Below are 18,880 nucleotides of genomic sequence, written 5' to 3'. Positions count from 1 at the left end.
AATAGGACGTTGCATGACCGATCACGCGTTGCTTCTGGTCAACCTGGGCTCACCTGCCTCCACCTCGGTGGCGGATGTGCGCAGCTACCTCAATCAATTTCTGATGGACCCGTACGTGATCGACTTGCCATGGCCGGTTCGACGGCTGTTGGTGTCGCTGATCCTGATCAAGCGTCCCGAGCAGTCGGCCCATGCCTATGCCTCGATCTGGTGGGACGAGGGCTCGCCGCTGGTGGTGCTCAGCCGTCGCCTGCAACAAGCGATGATCAGTCAATGGCAGCACGGTCCGGTCGAATTGGCGATGCGTTACGGCGAGCCGTCGATTGAATCGACGCTGGTGCGCCTGGTCGTGGCGGGACACAAGCGAATTACCCTGGCCCCGCTTTATCCACAGTTCGCCGACAGCACCACGACGACGGTCATCGAGGAGGCCAGGCGCGTGGTGCGCGAGAAAAATCTCGACGTGCAGTTGTCGGTGCTCCAGCCGTTCTACGACCAACCGGAATACCTCGATGCGTTGGTGGCCACGACCCGGCCCTATCTGGAGCAGGATTTCGATCACTTGCTGATGAGCTTTCACGGCTTGCCGGAACGGCATCTGAAGAAACTCAACCCCGGTCACTGCTTCGAGGGTGGCGGTGATTGCTGCGCCGGAGCGTCGCCGGCGGTGGTCGCCACCTGTTATCGCGCCCAGTGCCTGCGTACGGCGGCAGAGTTTGCCAAGCGCATGGGGTTGCCTGAGGGCAAGTGGTCGGTGTCGTTCCAGTCGCGCCTGGGACGCGCCAAATGGATTGAACCCTATACCGAGGCGCGCCTGGATGAGTTGGCCAAAAGCGGCGTGAAAAAGATTCTGGTGATGTGCCCGGCGTTCGTTGCCGATTGCATCGAGACCCTGGAAGAAATCGGTGATCGCGGCAAGGAACAATTCCGCGCAGCGGGGGGAGAGGACCTGGTGCTGGTGCCGTGCCTCAACGATGACCCGCATTGGGCTCGGGCGTTGAGTACATTGTGCGAGCGAGCGCCGTTGGCGCTTTAAAAGCTTCGCGAGCAAGCCCGCTCCCACAGGTGGAATGCATTCCAAATGTGGGAGCGGGCTTGCTCGCGAAGAGGGTCTTTCAGTCAGCGAAGAATCCGAACCTGCTTAGATCAGCGGCTCATCCGCTTTCTTGTGCTTCCAGCTGTCGTTGCCCGGCAGGATCAGGTTCAAGCCAATCGCCACCACCGCGCACAGCGCGATGCCCTTGAGGCCGAAATCGTCCGGCCCGGTGCCGGTGCCGATCAGCACGCCGCCGATCCCGAAAACCAGGGTCACCGACACAATCACCAGATTGCGCGCCTCGCCCAGATCGATCTTGTGGCGGATCAGCGTGTTCATCCCCACCGCCGCGATCGAACCGAACAACAGGCACAGAATCCCGCCCATCACCGGTACCGGAATGCTTTGCAGCAGTGCGCCGAACTTGCCGATGAACGCCAGGCTGATGGCGAAGATCGCCGCCCAGGTCATGATTTTCGGGTTGTAGTTCTTGGTCAGCATCACCGCGCCGGTCACTTCGGCGTAGGTGGTGTTGGGCGGACCGCCGAACAGACCGGCCGCCGTGGTGGCAATGCCGTCACCGAGCAGGGTGCGGTGCAGGCCGGGCTTCTTCAGGTAATCGCGACCGGTCACGCTACCCACGGCAATCACGCCGCCGATGTGTTCGATGGCCGGGGCCAGGGCCACCGGTACGATGAACAGAATCGCCTGCCAGTTGAACTCCGGCGCGGTGAAGTGCGGGATGGCGAACCAGGGTGCCGCCGCAATCTTCGCGGTATCGACCACACCGAAGTAGAACGCCATGCCAAAGCCCACCAGCACGCCGGAGATGATCGGCACCAGGCGGAAGATGCCCTTGCCGAATACCGCGACGATCAGTGTGGTCAGCAGTGCGGGCATCGAAATCATCATTGCCGTCTGGTAATGAATCAATTCACTGCCATCGCCGGCCTTGCCCATGGCCATGTTGGCGGCAATCGGCGCCATGGCCAGGCCGATCGAAATAATCACCGGACCGATTACCACCGGCGGCAGCAAGCGGTCGATGAAACCGGTGCCTTTGATCTTCACCGCGAGGCCGAGGAAGGTGTAGACGAAACCTGCCGCCATCACGCCGCCCATGGTCGCGGCCAGGCCGAACTGGCCCTTGGCGAGAATGATCGGGGTGATGAAGGCAAAGCTAGATGCCAGGAACACTGGCACCTGACGCCCGGTGACGATCTGGAACAGGATCGTCCCCAGGCCGGCCGTGAACAGCGCCACGTTCGGGTCGAGTCCGGTAATCAGCGGCATCAACACCAGGGCGCCGAAGGCCACGAACAGCATCTGTGCACCCGACAGCACCGTGCGCCAGAGCGGATCGTTGAACTCTTGCTGCATGGTCACGCGTCCTTCTGCTTGGTGCCGAAGATCTTGTCACCGGCATCGCCCAGTCCAGGGATGATGTAACCGTGTTCGTTCAGTTTCTGATCAATGGAAGCGGTGTAGATGATCACGTCCGGGTGAGCTTTCTCTACGGCGGCGATGCCTTCCGGGGCGGCAACCAGCACCATGGCGCGGATGTCGCGGCAGCCGGCCTTTTTCAGCAAGTCGATGGTGGCAACCATGGAGCTGCCGGTGGCGAGCATCGGGTCGATGATCATCGCCAGGCGTTCGTTGATTTCCGGAACCAGCTTTTCCAGGTAGGTGTGGGCCTGCAGGGTTTCTTCGTTGCGGGCAACGCCGACGGCGCTGACCTTGGCCCCCGGGATCAGGCTGAGCACGCCCTCAAGCATGCCGATGCCGGCACGCAGGATCGGCACGACAGTAATCTTCTTGCCGGCGATTTTCTCGACCGACACCGTGCCGCACCAGCCTTCGATATCGTAGGATTCCAGCGGCAGGTCTTTGGTGGCTTCATAGGTCAGCAAGGCGCCGACTTCCTGAGCGAGCTCACGGAAATTCTTGGTGCTGATGTCTGCGCGGCGCATCAGGCCAAGTTTATGACGGATCAGCGGGTGGCGGATCTCATGGATGGGCATGGGGAAAGGCTCCGGCGGCGGGCAAAAAAACCGGCCTAGATTAATCTATCCGAGGGTGTTGTCCTATAGACATACAGTACGTTAGTCCACAAACGCTTGATCTGGCCTCGCTTGATGCGTACCTTTGCCCGCTTTTCCGAATCCGTCCCTCCCCCCAAAACCTTGGAGAGCGCCATGTCCGCTGATCTCGAGCATATCCGTCAAATCATGCGAGAGGCTGACTGCCTGTACACCGAAGCTGAAGTCGAGGCGGCCATCGCCCGCGTCGGTGCACAAATCAACGATCAACTGGCGGACAGCAACCCGGTGGTGTTCTGCGTGATGAACGGCGGGCTGATTTTCTCCGGCAAGCTGCTGACCTACCTGCACTTCCCGCTGGAAGCGTCCTACCTGCACGCCACCCGCTATCGCAACGAAACCAGCGGCGGCGACCTGTTCTGGAAAGCCAAGCCGGAAGTTTCCTTCATCGACCGTGACGTGCTGATCATCGACGACATCCTCGACGAAGGTCACACCCTGGGCGCGATCATCGACTTCTGCAAACACGCCGGTGCCCGCAAAGTGCACACCGCCGTGCTGATCGACAAAGACCACGACCGCAAGGCCCGTCCGGACCTCAAGGCCGACTTCGTCGGCCTGCCGTGCATCGATCGCTACATCTTCGGTTACGGCATGGACTACAAAGGCTACTGGCGTAACGCCAACGGGATTTTCGCCGTTAAAGGAATGTAAGACATGGATACGCCTCGCTTTCTGGATCAGACCCTGTTCGCCGAGCTGGCCGGGAAAGCCGCGGCCAGTCCTCGTGGGCGCCAGCATCACAACTTCCATCAGATGGAAGACGCCTGCCATCGCATGGCGGTGGGGTTGCAGCCGTCCACGTATATCCCGCCTCACCGGCATTTGGGCGACAACAAGGCCGAAACCCTGTTGGTTCTCAAGGGGCGGCTGGGTGTGTTGATCTTTGACGAGACCGGTGCGGTGCTCAGCAAGACCGTGCTCCAGGCCGGTGGCGACTGTGTTGGCGTGGACCTGCCAACCGGTGTGTTCCACGGTTTGGTGGTGCTCGAGGCCGACAGCCTGATGTTCGAATGCAAGGCCGGACCTTATCGCCCGGTCGGTGAGGGTGAGCTGGCGCATTGGGCGCCACGCGAAGGCGAGCCTGGTGTTGCCGAGTATCAGGCCTGGATGCGCGCGCAGTTCGACTGATCTTTGCCCCTGTGGGAGCGGGCTTGCTCGCGAAGAGGGCGTGTCAGCCGACATCAAATTAGCTGACACACCGCTTTCGCGAGCAAGCCCGCTCCCACAGGGGTTTCTGTGCACTTGAACCACTTCCTTCAGCCCATGCTAGAGTGCTCGGCCCCGATTCCGGAGCCTGCCATGAGCCGTTCGATCCGCTGCTGCACAGCCCTGTTGCTGACCCTCAGCCTGCCCCTGGCCGCCGCGCCGGCGCCCATGCATGCGCAGTTCCTGCCGCCCGATGACTTGACCCTGCGTGACAGTGATCCCGAACAGCAGCAACTGATGCAGGTCACCGATTATTCGGTGGTGGTCGGTGCTCAGCGTCAATCCAATCAACAGCCGATTCCGGTCACGTCCCCATTAATGATTCGTCTCAAGGGCAAATCCCTGAACAAGGGTGCCACCATCAGTCAGGTGCTGGTCAACTTCGATGGTGAAAGCAAAAGCCTGAAGAAGCCGGTTTACGACGAGGCGAGCAAGACCCTGACCCTCTATTACCCGCTGGCGCAATACCGGGTGGTGATCGACTTGTTGCGCAACGACACGGTGTATTGCCAGTTTCTCAGCTATGCCAATGGCCATGTCTGGGCCGATCTGCACACCGGCAGTACTCGTCCGCGTTGAGCCTTGTGCCTGCGCAGGGGTAAACTGCCCGCCCCGTGAAATGTCTGCGAGCTGGAGTCGGCAATGCGTAAAGATAAAAAACAAGTGATTGGTGACGAGATCGGCGATGAGCAGATCAAATTGTTTCTCGATTTCGAACCGGTCGACGCGACTTCGCCGTCCCTGCACAAACTGGTCAAGGCTTACCGTGGCCTGCGCATCGACGATTTCGCGCGTTTCCTGACGTTCTTCGTCGAAGCGGGTTACGACGTCAATGGCAAGGATGAGCACGGAAATGACTTCGTTGCCCTGATCAAGGATCAGCGCAACGCGCCGGATTACATCGAGCTGATCGAAAAAGCTCGCGGTTAAAGATCAAAAGATCGCAGCCTTCGGCAGCTCCTACTTTGGAACGGCGTACCTCCTGTAGGAGCTGCCGAAGGCTGCGATCTTATAAAGGCATAAAAAAACGCCCCGCTCTCAGTGAGAACGGGGCGTTTTTTATAAGGCCGAATCAAGCGTAGCTTTCGGTTTCGCTGCTGGCTTCAACCAGTTCCAGGGCAACGTTGTTCTGCGTATTGATCTTTCGATACAGCGCAGCGTCGGTTTCCAGGACCTTTTCCCGGGCCGGGAAGATTTCTGCCAGTTTGCTGGCCCATTCGCCCTTGGCTTTGCCCGGGAAGCATTTTTCGATCAGCTCAAGCATGATCGAAACGGTCACCGAGGCACCTGGCGAAGCGCCGAGCAGTGCCGCCAGGGAACCGTCCTTGGCCGCGACCAGTTCGGTACCGAATTGCAGGATGCCGCCTTTTTTCGGGTCTTTCTTGATGATCTGCACTCGTTGGCCGGCCACTTCCAGGCGCCAGTCTTCAGCTTTCGCCTCAGGGTAGAAGCGGCGCAGGGACTCCAGGCGCTGCTCCATCGACTGCATCACTTCGCTGACCAGGTACTTGGTCAGGTCCATGTTGTTTTTTGCCACGGAAAGCATCGGCCCGATGTTGCCGGCGCGAACCGACATCGGCAGGTCCATGAAGGAGCCGTGCTTGAGGAACTTGGTGGTGAAACCGGCATAAGGTCCGAACAGCAGGGACTTCTTGCCTTCGACCACACGGGTGTCCAGGTGCGGCACGGACATTGGCGGCGAACCTACGGCAGCCTGGCTGTAGACCTTGGCCTGGTGGTGCTTGACCACTTCCGGGTTGTCGCAACGCAGCCATTGGCCGCTGATCGGGAAGCCGCCGAAGCCTTTGCTCTCTTCGATGCCCGAAGCCTGCAGCAGCGGCAGTGCCGCACCGCCAGCGCCGAGGAAGACGAATCTGGCATCGACTTCACGGGTGTTGCCGCTGTTGACGTCCTTGATGCTCACGGTCCAGCCGCCGTTGCTGCGCTTGAGGCCGGTCACGCGCTTGCAGTACTTGACCTGGGCATCGGGTGCGCTGGTCAGGTGCTTGAGCAACTGGTTGGTCAGGGCGCCGAAGTTGACGTCGGTGCCATTGATCACGCGGGTCGCGGCGAGGGTTTCGCCAGGATCGCGGCCAGGCATCATCAGCGGCATCCACTCGGCCATCTTGGCCTTGTCTTCGGTGTACTCCATGTCCGAAAAGGCGTGGTGCTTGCTCAGCACCTTGAAGCGCTCCTTGAGGAAGGACACGCCGCTGTCGCCCTGCACGAAACTCAGGTGAGGCACCGGGCTGATAAACGATTTGCACGAGCCGAACGTGCCTTTTTTGGTCAGGTACGACCAGAACTGCTTCGACACCTCGAACTGGGTGTTGATGTGCACGGCTTTCTTGATGTCGACGGTGCCATCGGCGGCCTGCGGCGTGTAGTTGAGCTCACACAGCCCGGCGTGACCGGTACCGGCGTTGTTCCACGGGTTGGAACTCTCCGCGGCACCGGAATCCATCAGCTCGACGACTTCCAGCTTGATCGCGGGGTCGAGCTCTTTGAGCAGTACTGCAAGGGTGGCACTCATGATGCCGGCCCCAACCAGTACTACGTCGACTGCTTCGTTATGCGCCATTTAACGCGTCTCCAAAATCTGCAGCACCAAATTGTCGGCATGGCTGCCAGGCGTTCCGGGGCGAGTCAGTGATGCCCCTGGATCTCATGGCAGTATCGCCATGTCCGAATCTTCGCAATTTATCGCAACTTCGACGGACGCTACCTGCCGGGCCTATGAGCCATATGAACTCATTTCGGCGCGCGGGAGGCAATTCGACTTATGGTCGATACATCCGTTTGTGCAACCAAATCCGTAGCGGACAGGCTTCAGGCTCCGGTGTTCGAGGAATACTCGGTCCTGTGTCGTTGGGCTGTTGTAGACGCTAATGGTGCATGTTCAGACGCAAAACTATTCATTTGCTCGCCACACTCTTGTGAAGTTGTGAAAACCCGTTTTTTTCACGCTCTTTTGAAGACGTGAACCTCAAAAAAGGGCTGTCCCAGGCTGGCACCGTGCCCGGATGGATTGCCGCCATGGGATACAGGGCAGGCAAAACGGGCAAACAGCTCAGTGACCGAGCGTAATGACAGCTCTGCAGATTCGCGAAAAGTGGAGGTTTTGCTCAATAAAACAGCAAGCGCGCCAGCTTCACTCGATCTGTGTGGGCGGCTCTCTGTGGGCGGTTCGGGGTGTCAATACAAGCGCATTGACGATGCTGCGAGGCCCGATCAGGAGACGTCCTTATAATCGGGGGGAGATTGTATCTAAGAAACGCAGGGAAATGGTCGTGTTTAATGACTTTTATTAGGTGTTTGGTCAGGTCGTCATCAGATGCTGTGCACGCGAGCGTGGCCGGTGCTGCCGGGAAACGACGCGGGCACCGGCAGGCAGTGGCTGATTCAGCCAGTTCAGGCGGATCTCTTCGATTTCAACCCAGCCATCGCCCATGGGCTGGAGGCTGCACTGCCTGAAGGCCTGGCAGCGGCCGTTGCGGTCGAGCAGGGCGAAGCAGCGATGCAGTGGGCGTGGCGCGAACAGAGAGATCAGATGGCGCATGGCAAAATACCGTTTGGGTGACTGCCGAGAAGGTTGCCTGCAGGCCATTACGTGCAAGTGTATGGGGGGTGACATCTGTGTGACAGGAACCGCATGAGCAAGGGTTTGTCAGAGATATAATCAAACACTGTGCGGTGCTGGTTCCCCGCGGTGGCGCACCGCTATACTGCCGGCCTGTTTGTGCCTGATTCTGGAGAGAAGAGCATGTTGCAACGCCTGTTGTTCGGTTTGATCACTGTGACCAGTTTGACCCTGGTTGGCTGCGCCCACAGCCCGCAACAACTGAACCCGGAACCCAAGTTGACGGCTCAACTGGCGCCCGTCGGCCACGGTCAGCCTGTTGTGGTGCGTGTGGTGGACGGACGTCCGTCGCCAACCCTCGGCACCCGTGGTGGCCTGTACCCGGAGACCAGCGCGATCACCGTGCAGGGCGCGCAGATCCTGCCGAAACTGCAGGCTCAGGCCGAAGCTGCCGTGCGCCTGTTGGGCTTCACCCCGACCGCCAATGCGGCGAATGCACCGCAAATCACCGTGACCCTCGCCGAGCTGAAGTATCAGTCGCCTAAAGAAGGCATGTACGTGACCGAAGCGACCATCGGCGCGACTTTCCGCTCAGATGTGCAAAACGCCAACCGTCGCTACAGCGGCCGTTACGGTGCGTCCCTGGACCAGCGCTTCGGTATGGCGCCTAACCAGGAAACCAACACCAAGCTGGTCAGCGATGTGCTCAGTGATGCGTTGACCCGCCTGTTCAAGGACCCGACTGTGGGTCAGGTTCTCGGCGAGTAATGCGAGCCATGTAGGAGCTGCCGCAGGCTGCGATCTTTTGATCTTGTCTTTAAGGTTTGGAGCCGCCGAAGATCAAAATCAAAAGATCGCAGCCTGCGGCAGCTCCTACAGGAAGATATCGTCAGGCCGCTTGCGAGTAAAAGTCCAGCACGCTCACGCCCGTCAGCAAATCCGCCTCCGGTAAATCGGCATGCTGGTGGCCACCGAGTGCGCAATACACCAGCCAATGGCGGTCTTGAACATTGAAAGCGAGGCTGCCGACGAGGGCTTGCTGTTCTTCGCTGGGGGTGATGAGGTAAAGACGATCCTGGTTTTCGGCGTGGAGCATGACGTGATCCGTGTCGGTTTCGAGGTGCGCATGTTCGCCGATACAGATGACGAAGCCGTGACTCAGGACAGCCATTGATCAAAAGCTTCGTTATTTGTCGGAAAACGAGGGCAGGTGCGCAGGCTTTCGGTAGAATCCGCGCCGCGGTCGCCGGCCCGGCACCTGCCACCTGTTTTACTTGAGGTTCGTGATGTCGCTGCACTTGATGACGCTGTTTACCGCCCATCCCGCCAAATTGATCAATCTGCTGGCCTTGCTCTTTGCCTTCCCGGGTGGCTGGTTGCTGCACGCCACCCGTCGTCGCGAACTGCGTGCGATGGCCAGTTTGCAGGCGCAGCGCCAGAGCAGTCCCAACGCAGAGCCCACGCTGGACTGGGCGACCTTGCGCATGAACCGGTTTTTCTACATCTTCGGTTTTGCCTGCATGGGGATGGCGCTGCTGGTGTCGTGGATCAGCACTCAGGTTTGAGTAAGCGCAAAACTGTGGTGAACAGATACAAAAGCGGCGCCTCGAGGGCGCCGTTTTCACATCCAGCCGATACCGCTTACAGCGGCAATCCGGCCTTCACCCGGTACTGATTGCGTACCGGCATCGCATATTGAAGCACCAGGAATGGACGATGCTCTTCAGGGCAGGCGTCCAGGCGGCGTTGCCATTCTTCCTGGGCCTTGGTCAGTTCCTCGGTCGGGAACACTTCAGCGGCCTTCGGTACCTGCAACTGCGGATCGGCGTCCTTCCACTGTGCATAAGCCAGGTAGTGCACCGGGAACAAGCGGTATCCGCTGAGGATTTGCCTGTCCATCTCGACCGCCAATTGCTTGGTGTCTTCGAACAGTTCGGTGATCGGCGCGGCAAAGTTCACATGCACCCGGCCCTTGTAGCCGGTGATGCCCTTGGCGATGCTCACGTCATCCTCGCCCGGCACCTTGGTGTAGCTGCCGGTGCTGGCGCGGATGAAAAGCTCGCGGGCCTTGGCCTGGTCGCACGGGTCGTACTCGTAGCTGATCGACACCGGGGTCAGGTTCAGCGACTGGATGACTTCACCGAACGGCTCGTCCTTGCGGCTCATGTGGAACATCTTGAGGATCGCCGATTCGGTACGGTCGTCACCGTCCTTGGCGCGGCCTTCGGCCTGGGCAATCCAGATCGAGGCGCAATCGTTGCGGATCGAATGGTTGATGTATGCCGACAACAGTTGATAAGCCGCCATTTTCTCCCGGCGTCCGCTGATCGAGCGGTGCACGATGAAGCTCTTGTTCAGACGCATCAGGTCGCTGACGAAAGGCTTTTGCAGCAGGTTGTCGCCAATGGCGATGCGCGGGGTCGGCAGGCCGGCGTGGTACACGGCATAGTTGACGAAGGCCGGGTCCATCACGATGTCGCGGTGGTTGGCGATGAACAGGTAGGCGCTGCCGGACTTGAATTGCTCCACCCCGGTATAGGTAACACCGTCGGTGGCGCGCTCGATGGTATGGTCGACGTAATGCTCGACTTTGTCCTGTAACGTGGCCACGGAGGTTATGCCGGCAAACTCACGGCGCAGCCGATGGGCTATAAGAGGTTTGAGTGCCCAGCCTAAAGCGCCGGCGAAACGCGGGAAGCGGAAGTGGGTGAGGATATCTAGAAACGCCTTGTCGCCTAGCAGTCGTGCCAGCACTGCCGGGACTTCGCTGTCGTCGTAAGGTCGGATGGCATCGAATTCGCCCATCATGCTCTCTTGTTAGAAACGGCTAGGGTAAGTAAAGGTTTTGATCGAAAACCGGCGGGGTACGGTCTGAAAAAGTAGCCAGACAAAAATAGCCCTGCAAATAGACCGGCGATTATACGCACAAGTCACCTGGGAGACCGCGATGCTGGAAACTACGCGATATGAATGTCCGTATTGTGGTGAGGAAGTCGAGACGACGCTGGACTTGTCCGGTGGTGATCAGACCTATATTGAAGACTGTCAGGTGTGCTGCCGGCCGATAACCTTCGTGTTGCAGGTTCATGAAGGGGAATGGCATCTCGAAGTGTTCAGCGAAAACGAGTGAGGAGCGTGTATGCAGCGCATCTACGACCCGGAAAACCTGATGGAAGGCGAATTGCTGCAAGGCATGCTCGCCAGCGAGGGCATCGAAGCGCATCTGATGGGCCGTGATTTGCTCGGGGGCAGCGGCGAGTTGCCGATCTATGGCCTGCTCGGGCTGTCGGTCGAGAACGACCAGGCCGAATACGCCCGCGAGCTGATCACCGCGTACAATGCCGCGCTGCCGCTGTCTGGCGATGAACCGGACAGCTTTCCCGGCACGCTGGTCTGTTAGGCTGGCGTTCGTTTGATCAAGAGTCGTGTTGCCCCATGTGTGGACGTTATGCCCTGTTTCGCTGGAACCCTGCCTTCGCGGCACTGCCCGGTTTTCCCGCCGACCAGCAGGCGCAGTGGAACATTTCCCCCAATGATTCGGTGTTGATGCTGCGGGCCGAGCCTGACGGCCAGCGCTCGCTGGCCCGCGCCCGCTGGGGCCTGACGCCACCCTGGTTGACCGATCTGTCCCGCACCCCGGCCCACGCCCGTGCCGAAACGGTTGCCGAACAGCCCATGTTTCGCCAGGCCTTGCGCGAGCGCCGCTGCCTGTTGCCGGCCAATGGTTTTTACGAATGGCGCGGCACAACGCGAAAGCGCCCGTACTGGCTGACACCGGGGGAGGGCTCGTCATTATTTTTTGCGGCAATCTGGGAGGCGTATCCGGTACAGGAGCAGGTGTGGCTGAGTACCGCCGTGATTACCCAGCCGGCGGCAAGCCAGCGGCGACCGTTGATTCTTGATGAGGCGGGGCAGGCTGCGTGGCTGGATCCCGAGACGCCGTTGTATGCACTGCAAGCCTTGCTGGCCAGTGAACCCGCCGCATTGCGCGAGCGGGTGCTGGCCAACATGGTGAATGATCCGAAGCTCAATGGGCCGGAGTGCCTCACTCCCGGTTAGTCAGGCGCCGCTACCGGCCGCGCTCGACTCATCCGCATCACCGCCCACTTCATTGGTCACCTGATCGATCTCGGCCACCTGCTTGAGCGGGCGGGTATGAGCGCGGGCAGTTGAAATGACTGTTTTTGCGTGCTGGATGTCTTAATTGAATCAAGGCGTGGCGTGATGGGCTGCGGGTTGTCGCCGTATGTGAATTTTTTCTACGGCGATGAGAGCTTTGTCCGAATTGCGCGTCTTACGTCCATTGTATCTGGCGTCGATACATTTCCACGCCTAGGATACTCGGCATGTTTTCAGGGAGTTTTTTGATGAACAAGATTTTGGTTGTCAGTGCACTGGGCGCAGCACTTTTGCTCAGCGGTTGCCAGTCGGTCAATACCACCAGTGGCGGTGCCGTGGGGGTGGAGCGCAAGCAGTACATGTTCAGCATGTTGTCTGCGCAAGAAGTCGACCAGATGTACGCCCAGTCCTATCAGAAGACAGTGGGCGAGGCGTCCAGCAAAGGTGTGCTGGACAAGACCAGCAATGAAGCCCGGCGGGTTCAGGCGATTGCCGACCGGCTGATTGCCCAGGCGCCGAACTTCCGTCCGGACGCGGCTCAGTGGAAGTGGGAAGTCAACCTGATCAAGAGCGATGAACTCAACGCCAACTGCGGTCCTGGCGGCAAGATCATCTTTTACACCGGCCTGATCGATAAACTGAAACTGACCGACGATGAAATCGCCGCGATCATGGGCCATGAAATCGCCCACGCCCTGCGCGAGCACGGTCGTGAAGCGATGTCCAAGGCGTACGGCATGGAAATGGCCAAGCAGGGCGCCGGTGCCTTGTTGGGATTGGGGCAGGACAGCCTGGCCCTGGCCGATACTGTGGCCAACTACGGCATGACCCTGCCCAACAGCCGCGCCAATGAAAACGAGGCGGACCTGATCGGCCTGGAACTGGCCGCCCGCGCCGGTTACAACCCGAATGCCGCGATCACCCTGTGGAACAAGATGAGCAAAGTCTCGGAAGGTTCGCCACCTGAGTTCATGAGCACTCACCCGGCATCGTCGAGCCGTATTGCGGCGTTGCAGGCGGCGATTCCGAAGGTCATGCCGCTTTACGAGCAAGCCAGGAAGTCCTGATAGTCATGTGGTGAGGCTGCTGGCCTCTTCGCGAGCAAGCCCGCTTCCACAATAAACCTCCATTGACTGCAAACTTTGTGTGCACTGGAGACCCAATGTGGGAGCGGGCTTGCTCCGGGCAGCGTTCCGACGAAGAACGATAACGCGGTCTATAGACTCTATCGCGTCAAACCCACCCGCTGCTCTGCATCGCCTTGTACACCGCGACAATCGCCAGGATGAAGAACGCCGACGCCGCCAGTCGACGGATCAGGGTCAATGGCAGCTTGTCAGCGGCAAAGTTACCGGCCAATACCACGGGCACGTTGGCAATCAGCATGCCAAGGGTGGTGCCGATGATCACCAGCCACAACTCCGGATATTGCGCAGCCAGCATCACGGTCGCGATCTGCGTCTTGTCGCCGATTTCCGCCAGGAAGAACGCGATCAGCGTGGTCAGGAACGGCCCGAACTTGCGGGCGGTGCTGGCCTCGTCGTCATCCATCTTGTCCGGAACCAGGGTCCATAGCGCCGTGGCGGCGAAGCTCGCGGCGAGGATCCAGTGCAGCATCGTATCCGAGAAGAAACTGCCGACCCAGGCGCCTACCGCACCGGCGGCCGCGTGGTTGGCCAGGGTCGCGGCGACGATACCGGCAATGATCGGCCAGGGCTTGCGGAAACGGGCAGCGAGAATGAGCGCGAGCAGTTGCGTCTTGTCGCCGATTTCGGCCAAGGCAACGATTGCGGTAGGTACGAGTAGTGAATCCAGCATCAGGGGTTTTCCTAAGGGGCGGGTCGACACGGCTATGACACGTACAGCCTTCCCGCCCCGGGTAAGGTGTTCGTGTCATAGGTCTTGTCAAACCCTGCAATCCATCTGAAGTGGATGCTTGGGTCGCATGCGCCATGGTCTGAGGACCAAGTATGTTGACGCATGCCGGACGAGCGTGGCGCTCGTGGGAGACTACTCCCCTAGGACGGAGCGGATTCTGCCTAGGCAAAAACCATTCGGCAAGCCTTCTTTATCAAAAGAATTTCAACCGCGTTTGGCTCGATAGATCCGGAAGCCCTGTCCTTCGGCCTTGATCGCACACACGCCAAGATGCTCTTCGATCAGCGGTTGATACTTCAGGAAACTATTCGCCACCAAGCGCAGTTCGCCGCCGTTTTTCAGATGTTTGGCTGCTTTTCGCAGCAGGTTTTCCGTTGCGAAATAATCGGTGTGCACGCCGACATGGAACGGCGGATTGCTCAGGATCGCACTCAACCCCATCGGTGCGGCATCGATTCCGTCGCCGGTAATCACTTCGGCTTCCAGACCATTGGCAGCCAGGGTCAAGCGACTGCTGGCAGCGGCAAAGGCATCCACGTCCAGTAACGTGACCTGGTTATGCGGGTAACGACGTTTCACCGCCGCGCCCAAGACTCCTGCGCCGCAACCGAAATCGAGCAAGTGACCGCCGGGCAGTTTGTCCAGATGCTCCAGCAGCAGCGCGCTGCCGCGATCGAGGCGACCATGGCTGAACACCCCCGGCAGGCTGATGACCTTCAACGGGCCTTCGGCCAGCGGCAGTTCGTAGGTCTGCGCCAGGCTTTCCAACGGTTTGGCTTCAGGCGCGTTGGCCACGGTGACCAGCCAGAGCTGGCAGTGGCGCGCGCTGTCGAGTTTACGTGGCTTGCCGAACGGGTTGAGTTGTTTGGCGGCACCTTCGATGCCGCTTTTTTTCTCGCCGACCAGGTACAGCTCGCGGCCGGCCAGCCGCGAGGCGAGGGCGTTGAGGATGTAGTCGGTCAAGTCCTTGGCCTTGGGCAGAAACACCACCGCTGTATCGAACTCGCGCTCGGGTGCATTCACGCCAAAATGGCTGCGCTCGGCGAAGCGGGCGTCCAGCGCGGCCTGATCGCCGGCGTGCCAGCACCAGCCATGCGCTTTGGGCAGACGGCCCAGCAAGTCGTCGGCGGGCAAACCGGCCAACAACACCGAACCCTGGAATAACTCGGCCTGACGAAGCAGTACTTCACTGCGCGGATCCATAACTGCTCCCGTGGAAAAAAGTGCCGCAGTTTATCAACTGACGACCCGCAGCGCCTTACCGCTGAAGTATCCCAGTGCGTTTTCGGTGACTTGACCAACGATTCTCTGGCGCGCTTCGCGGCTGCCCCAGGCGTTGTGAGGAGTGACGATCAGGCGCGGGATGTCATGGGCCAGCAGTGGATTGCCATTGACGGGAGGCTCCACGCTCAGCACGTCAGTGGCGGCGCCCCCCAGATGGCCGTTGCGCAAGGCGTCGGCCAGCGCCTGCTCATCAATCAATCCACCGCGAGCGGTATTGACCACGAACGCGCCGGGTTTCATTGAGGCCAGTTCGCGGGCGCCGATGAAGTGGCGGGTGTGCTCGTTGAGCGGGCAGTGCAGAGTCAGTGCGTCGATTTGCGGTAACAGTTCATCCAGTGGCAAGCGGTCCGGCCGGGCAGGGCGTCCGGGAATTTGCCCCAGCAGAACGCGCATGCCGAAGGCTTCAGCCAGTCGTGCGACCGCGCCGCCCAATTCGCCATGACCCAGCAGGCCAAGGGTTTTGCCTTCGAGTTCGACGATCGGGTAATCCAGCAAACAGAACTGTCTGGCCTGCTGCCAGCGGCCTTCGCCGACGGCTTTTTGATAATCGGCCAGGCGCGTGGCCAGGTTGAGCAGCAGCATGATCGTGTGCTGCGCCACCGATGGCGTGCCATAACCCTGGCAGTTGCACACGGTGATCTCGTGAGAGCGGGCGGCGGCGAGGTCGACATTGTTGGTGCCAGTGGCGGTGATCAGGATCAGCTTGAGATCAGGGCTGGCCGCCATGGCGGCGGCATCGATCAGGATCTTGTTGCTGATGGCGACGGTGGCGCCCTTGAGGTGTTCGATGACTTGATCGGGCAAGGTCTGGGCGAACAACTGCAATTCGCTGAAACAACTGCGCAGTGGGTTGAGGTCAAGGTCGCCAAGGTCCAGGGACGGGTGGTCGAGGAAAACGGCGCGGCGAGTGTTCGTCATCAACTGTACCTTTTGTGCATTGAACTGAAGGCGTAATCTGCCGAGCCTACCAGATGAAATAAATAGTTACGCTTGGCCTGAAGGAGCCCCCATGTACTGGACAGAGTTCTTGACCGTTGCCCTGATTCACCTGCTGGCCGTGGCTAGCCCTGGCCCGGACTTTGCCGTGGTGGTGCGCGAAAGTGTTACCCACGGTCGCCGCGCTGGCACCTGGACCGCGCTGGGTGTGGGGACGGCGATTTTCCTGCACGTGGGTTACTCGCTGTTGGGGATCGGCCTGATCGTGTCCCAGTCGATCGTGCTGTTCAATGCCTTGAAATGGGCGGCCGCCGCTTACCTGCTGTACATCGGTTACAAGGCGTTGCGCGCGCAGCCGGCCAAGCCTGTGGCGGACGATCTGCACAAGGAAGCCGGGGAGCGCACCGCCCGTGGTGCCTTCACTTCGGGTTTCGTCACCAATGGTCTCAACCCGAAAGCCACCCTGTTCTTCCTGTCGCTGTTCACTGTGGTCATCAATCCGCAAACGCCACTGGCCGTGCAGGCCGGTTACGGGGTTTACCTGGCGGTGGCGACAGCGATCTGGTTCTGCCTGGTGGCGATGCTGTTCAGCCAGCAGCGCGTACGCGCCGGTTTCGCCCGCATGGGTCACTGGTTCGACCGGACCATGGGCGCGGTGCTGATTGCAATTGGCGTGAAGCTGGCTTTTACCGAGATGCATTGATTCCGTAGGAGCTGCCGCAGGCTGCGATCTTTTGATCTTCAGCATTATTATTGGAATCGCCTAAAGATCGCAGCCTGCGGCAGCTCCTACACCGGATCCAACTGCAATCACCAAACTTCTGTGAGGGCTGGCGCAACGCCAGTATTCATGCGGTTCTGCAAATCATTCCTTTGGCTGATTTGGCTGACCTTCAAGGGCACTACAGTGCGTACTTTCAGTCACGACCGTGCAGTCAGATTAAAGGGATTATTATGTTGCAGACTCGCGTTATCCCCCCGGCCGAAGGCGCTTACCAGTACCCGCTGTTGATCAAACGGCTGCTGATGTCCGGTGCCCGTTATGAGAAAACCCGCGAGATCATTTACCGCGACAAGTTGCGCTATAGCTACCCGACCCTGATCGAACGGGTGGCCCGCCTGGCCAACGTGCTGACAGCGGCCGGGGTCAAGCCCGGGGATGCCGTGGGTGTGATGGACTGGGACAGCCATCGCTACCTGGAATGCATGTTCGCCATCCCGATGATCGGTGCGGTGATCCACACCATCAACGTGCGCCTGTCGCCGGAACAGATCCTCTACACCATGAACCACGCCGAGGACCGCTTTGTGCTGGTCAACAGCGAGTTCGTCGGCCTCTACAAGGCCATCGAGGGGCAACTGACCACGGTCGACAAAACCCTGCTGCTGACTGACCTGCCGGAAAAAACCGCAGACCTGCCGAACCTCGTCGGCGAATACGAACAGCTGCTGGCCGCGGCGAGCCCGCAGTACGACTTCCAGGATTTCGACGAAAACTCGGTCGCGACCACGTTCTATACCACTGGTACCACCGGCAATCCCAAGGGCGTGTACTTCACCCACCGGCAACTGGTGCTGCACACCATGGGCGTGTCAACCATCATGGGCGCGATCGATAGCGTGCGCCTGCTGGGCACCAACGACGTGTACATGCCGATCACCCCGATGTTCCACGTGCACGCCTGGGGCTTGCCGTATGTGGCGACCATGCTCGGGCTCAAGCAGGTGTATCCCGGCCGCTATGACCCGGAATACCTGGTGGAGTTGTGGCGCAAGGAGAAAGTCACGTTCTCCCATTGCGTACCGACCATTTTGCAGATGGTCCTCAATGCCAAGGCCGCGCAGGACGTCGACTTCGGCGGATGGAAAATCGTCATCGGCGGCAGCGCCCTGAACCGCACCTTGTACGAGGCTGCCAAGGCCAAAGGCATTCAGTTGACCGCCGCCTATGGCATGTCGGAAACCGGGCCGCTGGTGTCGTGCGCGCACCTCAACGACGAATTGATGGCCGGTACCGAAGACGAACGCACCACTTACCGGATCAAGGCCGGCGTGCCGGGGCCACTGGTGGAGGCGGCGATCGTCGACACCGAGGGCAACTTCCTGCCCGCAGATGGCGAGACCCAGGGCGAACTGGTACTACGCGCGCCATGGCTGACCGAGGGTTATTTCAATGAGCCGCAGAAGGGCGCCGAGCTCTGGGCCGGAGGCTGGCTGCACACCGGTGACGTGGCGACCCTGGACAGCATGGGTGTGATCGACATTCGTGACCGGATCAAGGACGTGATCAAGACCGGTGGCGAATGGGTCTCCTCCCTGGACCTGGAAGACCTGATCAGTCGTCATGCGGCGGTACGTGAAGTAGCAGTGGTGGGGATCCCCGATCCGCAGTGGGGCGAGCGGCCGTTTGCCCTGCTGGTGCTGCGTGAAGGGCATGCAATCGGGGCACGGGAACTCAAGGAACACCTCAAGCCGTTTGTGGAGCTGGGACACTTGAGCAAGTGGGCGATTCCGAGCCAGATCGCCCTTGTTACTGAAATTCCCAAGACCAGCGTCGGCAAACTCGACAAGAAGCGCATTCGCGTCGATATCAGCGAATGGCAGGCCACCAACAGCACCTTCCTCTCGACGCTTTAAGCGTCTCCCGGCGTGCCCGAAAGGGCACGCCAGCCCCACCAAGCAAGCGCTTGGCTTGTCAAATCGAAATTTTCAGCCATCCTTGCCGTGCCGACGGGTGTC

General features: G+C 59.9%; 22 protein-coding genes and 1 riboswitch. Of the genes, 13 read left to right on the top strand and 9 right to left on the bottom strand.

Going from position 1 to position 18,880, the window contains the following annotated elements:
- The first annotated feature begins 13 nt into the window (after window positions 1-13).
- Window positions 14-1,036, top strand: coding sequence for a ferrochelatase (gene hemH, locus ACMDB8_RS23175; protein WP_056726261.1), 1,023 nt, complete (start codon window positions 14-16; stop codon window positions 1,034-1,036).
- Between the two features lie 105 nt (window positions 1,037-1,141).
- On the opposite strand, the gene ACMDB8_RS23170 is transcribed toward hemH, so the two are convergent.
- Window positions 1,142-2,416 carry a uracil-xanthine permease family protein gene (locus tag ACMDB8_RS23170; protein WP_046041878.1) on the bottom strand — a complete coding sequence of 425 codons (1,275 nt, stop codon included), beginning with the start codon at window positions 2,414-2,416 and terminating at the stop codon, window positions 1,142-1,144.
- Between the two features lie 2 nt (window positions 2,417-2,418).
- Window positions 2,419-3,057 carry a uracil phosphoribosyltransferase gene (gene upp / locus ACMDB8_RS23165; RefSeq protein WP_056726260.1) on the bottom strand — a complete coding sequence of 213 codons (639 nt, stop codon included), beginning with the start codon at window positions 3,055-3,057 and terminating at the stop codon, window positions 2,419-2,421.
- Between the two features lie 174 nt (window positions 3,058-3,231).
- Here upp and ACMDB8_RS23160 point away from each other — a divergent pair, with 174 nt between their 5' ends.
- The 4 genes from ACMDB8_RS23160 to ACMDB8_RS23145 all read left to right on the top strand — a co-directional run bounded on the left by ACMDB8_RS23160 (window position 3,232) and on the right by ACMDB8_RS23145 (window position 5,274).
- Entirely contained in the window at window positions 3,232-3,789 is a 558-nt protein-coding gene (locus ACMDB8_RS23160) for a hypoxanthine-guanine phosphoribosyltransferase (protein WP_008045996.1), read from the top strand.
- Between the two features lie 3 nt (window positions 3,790-3,792).
- On the top strand, window positions 3,793-4,266 hold the full coding sequence (locus ACMDB8_RS23155) for a WbuC family cupin fold metalloprotein (RefSeq protein WP_056726259.1): 474 nt from the start codon (window positions 3,793-3,795) through the stop codon (window positions 4,264-4,266).
- 171 nt (window positions 4,267-4,437) lie between these two features.
- On the top strand, window positions 4,438-4,923 hold the full coding sequence (locus ACMDB8_RS23150) for a hypothetical protein (RefSeq protein ID WP_409078419.1): 486 nt from the start codon (window positions 4,438-4,440) through the stop codon (window positions 4,921-4,923).
- 63 nt (window positions 4,924-4,986) lie between these two features.
- Window positions 4,987-5,274, top strand: a complete 288-nt coding sequence (locus ACMDB8_RS23145; protein WP_046041883.1) for a PA4642 family protein — start codon at window positions 4,987-4,989, stop codon at window positions 5,272-5,274.
- 142 nt (window positions 5,275-5,416) lie between these two features.
- Here the strand turns inward: ACMDB8_RS23145 and mqo are convergent, their stop codons facing one another.
- Entirely contained in the window at window positions 5,417-6,925 is a 1,509-nt protein-coding gene (gene mqo / locus ACMDB8_RS23140; protein ID WP_409078418.1) for a malate dehydrogenase (quinone), read from the bottom strand.
- A 738-nt stretch (window positions 6,926-7,663) separates the two neighbouring features.
- Window positions 7,664-7,903, bottom strand: coding sequence for a hypothetical protein (locus ACMDB8_RS23135; protein WP_056726256.1), 240 nt, complete (start codon window positions 7,901-7,903; stop codon window positions 7,664-7,666).
- A 204-nt stretch (window positions 7,904-8,107) separates the two neighbouring features.
- Between ACMDB8_RS23135 and ACMDB8_RS23130 the strand changes: the two genes are divergently transcribed.
- The gene (locus tag ACMDB8_RS23130) at window positions 8,108-8,692 is read left to right on the top strand and encodes a YajG family lipoprotein (RefSeq protein WP_056726255.1); all 585 of its coding nucleotides are present in this window, start codon (window positions 8,108-8,110) and stop codon (window positions 8,690-8,692) included.
- 121 nt (window positions 8,693-8,813) lie between these two features.
- Here the strand turns inward: ACMDB8_RS23130 and ACMDB8_RS23125 are convergent, their stop codons facing one another.
- Window positions 8,814-9,020: a hypothetical protein gene (locus ACMDB8_RS23125; protein WP_033052291.1), complete on the bottom strand. Its 207-nt coding sequence runs from the start codon at window positions 9,018-9,020 to the stop codon at window positions 8,814-8,816.
- A gap of 190 nt (window positions 9,021-9,210) precedes the next feature.
- Between ACMDB8_RS23125 and ACMDB8_RS23120 the strand changes: the two genes are divergently transcribed.
- Window positions 9,211-9,489, top strand: a complete 279-nt coding sequence (locus ACMDB8_RS23120; RefSeq protein ID WP_056726254.1) for a hypothetical protein — start codon at window positions 9,211-9,213, stop codon at window positions 9,487-9,489.
- A 76-nt stretch (window positions 9,490-9,565) separates the two neighbouring features.
- Here ACMDB8_RS23120 and ACMDB8_RS23115 read toward each other — a convergent pair whose 3' ends face one another.
- Window positions 9,566-10,732 (bottom strand): 1-acyl-sn-glycerol-3-phosphate acyltransferase, encoded by a 1,167-nt coding sequence (locus tag ACMDB8_RS23115; protein WP_056726253.1) that lies wholly within the window; start codon window positions 10,730-10,732, stop codon window positions 9,566-9,568.
- A gap of 139 nt (window positions 10,733-10,871) precedes the next feature.
- Here ACMDB8_RS23115 and ACMDB8_RS23110 point away from each other — a divergent pair, with 139 nt between their 5' ends.
- The 4 genes from ACMDB8_RS23110 to ACMDB8_RS23095 all read left to right on the top strand — a co-directional run bounded on the left by ACMDB8_RS23110 (window position 10,872) and on the right by ACMDB8_RS23095 (window position 13,110).
- Complete coding sequence (locus ACMDB8_RS23110) at window positions 10,872-11,054, top strand: CPXCG motif-containing cysteine-rich protein (RefSeq protein ID WP_056726252.1); 183 nt, start codon at window positions 10,872-10,874, stop codon at window positions 11,052-11,054.
- Window positions 11,055-11,063: 9 nt separating this feature from the next.
- The gene (locus ACMDB8_RS23105; RefSeq protein WP_056726251.1) at window positions 11,064-11,324 is read left to right on the top strand and encodes a putative signal transducing protein; all 261 of its coding nucleotides are present in this window, start codon (window positions 11,064-11,066) and stop codon (window positions 11,322-11,324) included.
- 35 nt (window positions 11,325-11,359) lie between these two features.
- On the top strand, window positions 11,360-11,983 hold the full coding sequence (locus tag ACMDB8_RS23100) for an SOS response-associated peptidase (protein ID WP_056726250.1): 624 nt from the start codon (window positions 11,360-11,362) through the stop codon (window positions 11,981-11,983).
- A 308-nt stretch (window positions 11,984-12,291) separates the two neighbouring features.
- Window positions 12,292-13,110 (top strand): M48 family metallopeptidase, encoded by an 819-nt coding sequence (locus ACMDB8_RS23095; protein WP_056726249.1) that lies wholly within the window; start codon window positions 12,292-12,294, stop codon window positions 13,108-13,110.
- Between the two features lie 166 nt (window positions 13,111-13,276).
- On the opposite strand, the gene ACMDB8_RS23090 is transcribed toward ACMDB8_RS23095, so the two are convergent.
- The 3 genes from ACMDB8_RS23090 to ACMDB8_RS23080 all read right to left on the bottom strand — a co-directional run bounded on the left by ACMDB8_RS23090 (window position 13,277) and on the right by ACMDB8_RS23080 (window position 16,123).
- Window positions 13,277-13,861 carry a TMEM165/GDT1 family protein gene (locus tag ACMDB8_RS23090; RefSeq protein WP_008016665.1) on the bottom strand — a complete coding sequence of 195 codons (585 nt, stop codon included), beginning with the start codon at window positions 13,859-13,861 and terminating at the stop codon, window positions 13,277-13,279.
- Between the two features lie 89 nt (window positions 13,862-13,950).
- A riboswitch (yybP-ykoY riboswitch) is annotated at window positions 13,951-14,075 on the bottom strand.
- A gap of 50 nt (window positions 14,076-14,125) precedes the next feature.
- Window positions 14,126-15,124, bottom strand: coding sequence for a class I SAM-dependent methyltransferase (locus ACMDB8_RS23085; protein ID WP_056726248.1), 999 nt, complete (start codon window positions 15,122-15,124; stop codon window positions 14,126-14,128).
- A 33-nt stretch (window positions 15,125-15,157) separates the two neighbouring features.
- Complete coding sequence (locus ACMDB8_RS23080) at window positions 15,158-16,123, bottom strand: 2-hydroxyacid dehydrogenase (RefSeq protein ID WP_056726247.1); 966 nt, start codon at window positions 16,121-16,123, stop codon at window positions 15,158-15,160.
- A 91-nt stretch (window positions 16,124-16,214) separates the two neighbouring features.
- Between ACMDB8_RS23080 and ACMDB8_RS23075 the strand changes: the two genes are divergently transcribed.
- Both ACMDB8_RS23075 and ACMDB8_RS23070 read left to right on the top strand, forming a co-directional pair.
- A complete protein-coding gene (locus tag ACMDB8_RS23075; protein WP_056726246.1) occupies window positions 16,215-16,844 on the top strand; it encodes a LysE family translocator in 630 nt (209 codons plus the stop codon).
- Between the two features lie 251 nt (window positions 16,845-17,095).
- A complete protein-coding gene (locus tag ACMDB8_RS23070; RefSeq protein WP_056726245.1) occupies window positions 17,096-18,778 on the top strand; it encodes a fatty acid--CoA ligase in 1,683 nt (560 codons plus the stop codon).
- Window positions 18,779-18,880 lie beyond the last annotated feature (102 nt).

The organism is Pseudomonas monachiensis (assembly GCF_047345015.1).
Lineage (GTDB): Bacteria > Pseudomonadota > Gammaproteobacteria > Pseudomonadales > Pseudomonadaceae > Aquipseudomonas > Aquipseudomonas monachiensis.
The sequence above is the reverse complement of the archived record's forward strand: the minus strand, read 5'-3'. Positions and strand labels throughout refer to the sequence as shown.

Excerpts from the sequence above, each read along its gene's own strand:
- hemH (WP_056726261.1), top strand. The coding sequence starts at position 14 with ATGACCGATCACGCGTTGCTTCTGGTCAACCTGGGCTCACCTGCCTCC.
- ACMDB8_RS23170 (WP_046041878.1), bottom strand. The coding sequence starts at position 2,416 with ATGCAGCAAGAGTTCAACGATCCGCTCTGGCGCACGGTGCTGTCGGGT.
- upp (WP_056726260.1), bottom strand. The coding sequence starts at position 3,057 with ATGCCCATCCATGAGATCCGCCACCCGCTGATCCGTCATAAACTTGGC.
- ACMDB8_RS23160 (WP_008045996.1), top strand. The coding sequence starts at position 3,232 with ATGTCCGCTGATCTCGAGCATATCCGTCAAATCATGCGAGAGGCTGAC.
- ACMDB8_RS23155 (WP_056726259.1), top strand. The coding sequence starts at position 3,793 with ATGGATACGCCTCGCTTTCTGGATCAGACCCTGTTCGCCGAGCTGGCC.
- ACMDB8_RS23150 (WP_409078419.1), top strand. The coding sequence starts at position 4,438 with ATGAGCCGTTCGATCCGCTGCTGCACAGCCCTGTTGCTGACCCTCAGC.
- ACMDB8_RS23145 (WP_046041883.1), top strand. The coding sequence starts at position 4,987 with ATGCGTAAAGATAAAAAACAAGTGATTGGTGACGAGATCGGCGATGAG.
- mqo (WP_409078418.1), bottom strand. The coding sequence starts at position 6,925 with ATGGCGCATAACGAAGCAGTCGACGTAGTACTGGTTGGGGCCGGCATC.
- ACMDB8_RS23135 (WP_056726256.1), bottom strand. The coding sequence starts at position 7,903 with ATGCGCCATCTGATCTCTCTGTTCGCGCCACGCCCACTGCATCGCTGC.
- ACMDB8_RS23130 (WP_056726255.1), top strand. The coding sequence starts at position 8,108 with ATGTTGCAACGCCTGTTGTTCGGTTTGATCACTGTGACCAGTTTGACC.
- ACMDB8_RS23125 (WP_033052291.1), bottom strand. The coding sequence starts at position 9,020 with ATGCTCCACGCCGAAAACCAGGATCGTCTTTACCTCATCACCCCCAGC.
- ACMDB8_RS23120 (WP_056726254.1), top strand. The coding sequence starts at position 9,211 with ATGTCGCTGCACTTGATGACGCTGTTTACCGCCCATCCCGCCAAATTG.
- ACMDB8_RS23115 (WP_056726253.1), bottom strand. The coding sequence starts at position 10,732 with ATGATGGGCGAATTCGATGCCATCCGACCTTACGACGACAGCGAAGTC.
- ACMDB8_RS23110 (WP_056726252.1), top strand. The coding sequence starts at position 10,872 with ATGCTGGAAACTACGCGATATGAATGTCCGTATTGTGGTGAGGAAGTC.
- ACMDB8_RS23105 (WP_056726251.1), top strand. The coding sequence starts at position 11,064 with ATGCAGCGCATCTACGACCCGGAAAACCTGATGGAAGGCGAATTGCTG.
- ACMDB8_RS23100 (WP_056726250.1), top strand. The coding sequence starts at position 11,360 with ATGTGTGGACGTTATGCCCTGTTTCGCTGGAACCCTGCCTTCGCGGCA.
- ACMDB8_RS23095 (WP_056726249.1), top strand. The coding sequence starts at position 12,292 with ATGAACAAGATTTTGGTTGTCAGTGCACTGGGCGCAGCACTTTTGCTC.
- ACMDB8_RS23090 (WP_008016665.1), bottom strand. The coding sequence starts at position 13,861 with ATGCTGGATTCACTACTCGTACCTACCGCAATCGTTGCCTTGGCCGAA.
- ACMDB8_RS23085 (WP_056726248.1), bottom strand. The coding sequence starts at position 15,124 with ATGGATCCGCGCAGTGAAGTACTGCTTCGTCAGGCCGAGTTATTCCAG.
- ACMDB8_RS23080 (WP_056726247.1), bottom strand. The coding sequence starts at position 16,123 with ATGACGAACACTCGCCGCGCCGTTTTCCTCGACCACCCGTCCCTGGAC.
- ACMDB8_RS23075 (WP_056726246.1), top strand. The coding sequence starts at position 16,215 with ATGTACTGGACAGAGTTCTTGACCGTTGCCCTGATTCACCTGCTGGCC.
- ACMDB8_RS23070 (WP_056726245.1), top strand. The coding sequence starts at position 17,096 with ATGTTGCAGACTCGCGTTATCCCCCCGGCCGAAGGCGCTTACCAGTAC.